This is a genomic window from Variovorax sp. 20P10.2.4 (genome assembly GCF_058244205.1).
Window position 1 is genome coordinate 1 of the sequence record NZ_JBZAYE010001111.1, and the last position, 1,362, is coordinate 1,362.

General features: G+C 73.0%; 1 protein-coding gene. It reads left to right on the top strand.

Going from position 1 to position 1,362, the window contains the following annotated elements; genetic code table 11:
* Positions 1-170 precede the first annotated feature (170 nt).
* The coding region (locus AC27VN_RS41540) for a cation:proton antiporter domain-containing protein (protein WP_490880520.1) at positions 171-1,362 on the top strand (1,192 nt) is incomplete at its 3' end.

Consider the following 1,362-nt stretch of genomic DNA (forward strand, 5'->3'; position numbering starts at 1 on the left):
GCCGGCTGCCGCTGCTGCTGGTGACCGGCGAGACCGCGCCGCCGCGGCTGCAGCGCGTGCGCGAGTCGGGCGTGCCGGTGCTGTTCAAGCCGGTGGTCGAGGAGTCGCTGCTGCGCGCCATGGCCGCGCTGTGGACCGAGGCCGAGCGCGGCGGGACTTAACATCCGGCCATGTCCGCCACGACGCTGCTGCTGCAACTGATCGTCATCCTCGGCACGGCCCGCGTCTGCGGATGGGTGCTGCGCCACCTCGGCCAACCCGGCGTGGTCGGCGAGATGGCCGCCGGCCTGATGCTGGGGCCGGCCGTCATGGGCGCGCTGTTCCCCTCGCTGCATGGCCAGATCTTCGCGAAGGAGTCGCTGGGCGGCCTGTCGGCGCTCGCCACCGTGGGCCTGGTGCTGTTCATGTTCGTGGTCGGCCTCGAGCTGCGTGCCTCGCAGGGCGTGAAGGCGCAGCTCAAGTCGGCCGGCTGGGTCGGTATCGCCAGCGTGATCGCGCCGCTGGGCCTGGGGCTGGCGATCGCGCCCGCGCTGCATCCTTCGCTGGCACCGGCCGGCGTGGGCTTCTGGCCCTTCGCGCTGTTCATCGCGGCGGCGCTGTCGATCACCGCGTTCCCCGTGATGGCGCGCATCCTCAAGGACCGCGGCCTGACGCGCACCCCCTTCGGCCAGCTCTCGCTGGGCGCGGCCGCGGTGGTCGACGTCTTCGCCTGGGTGCTGCTGGCCTTCGTGGTGGCGCTGGCCGGCGCGGGCGAGGGCTACCTCGGGCTGCTGCGCACCGGCGGCGGCGCGGTGGCGCTGTTCGCCTTCCTGTTCCTCGGCCTGAAGCCGGCCTATGCCTGGCTGCTGCGCACCCGCGCGCCCGACGGCGAGCCCTCGACCACGGTGCTGGCCTCGCTGATGATCGGCCTGCTGGTCTCGGCCCTGCTCACCGAATGGCTGCACCTGCACGCGGTGTTCGGCGCCTTCCTGTTCGGCGCCTGCCTGCCGCGCGACGACCGCCTGCTGCGTTCGCTGCAGGAGCGCATCGAGCCGCTGTCGATCGTGCTGCTGATGCCGCTGTTCTTCGCGCTCGCGGGGCTGGGCACCACGGCCAGCGCCTTCTCGGGCGCGGGCATCGGCGCGCTGCTGCTGATCGTCGCGGTCGCCAGCATCGGCAAGCTGGCCGGCGGCGCGATCGGCGCGCGCCTGGCCGGCTACGGCTGGCGCGACAGCCTGGCGACCGGCGCGCTGATGAACGCGCGCGGGCTGATGGAGCTGATCGTCATCAAGATCGGCCTCGACGTCGGCCTGATCGGCCCCGAGCTCTTCACCATGCTGCTGGTGATGGCGCTGGCGACCACGGCGATGACGGGGCCGCTGA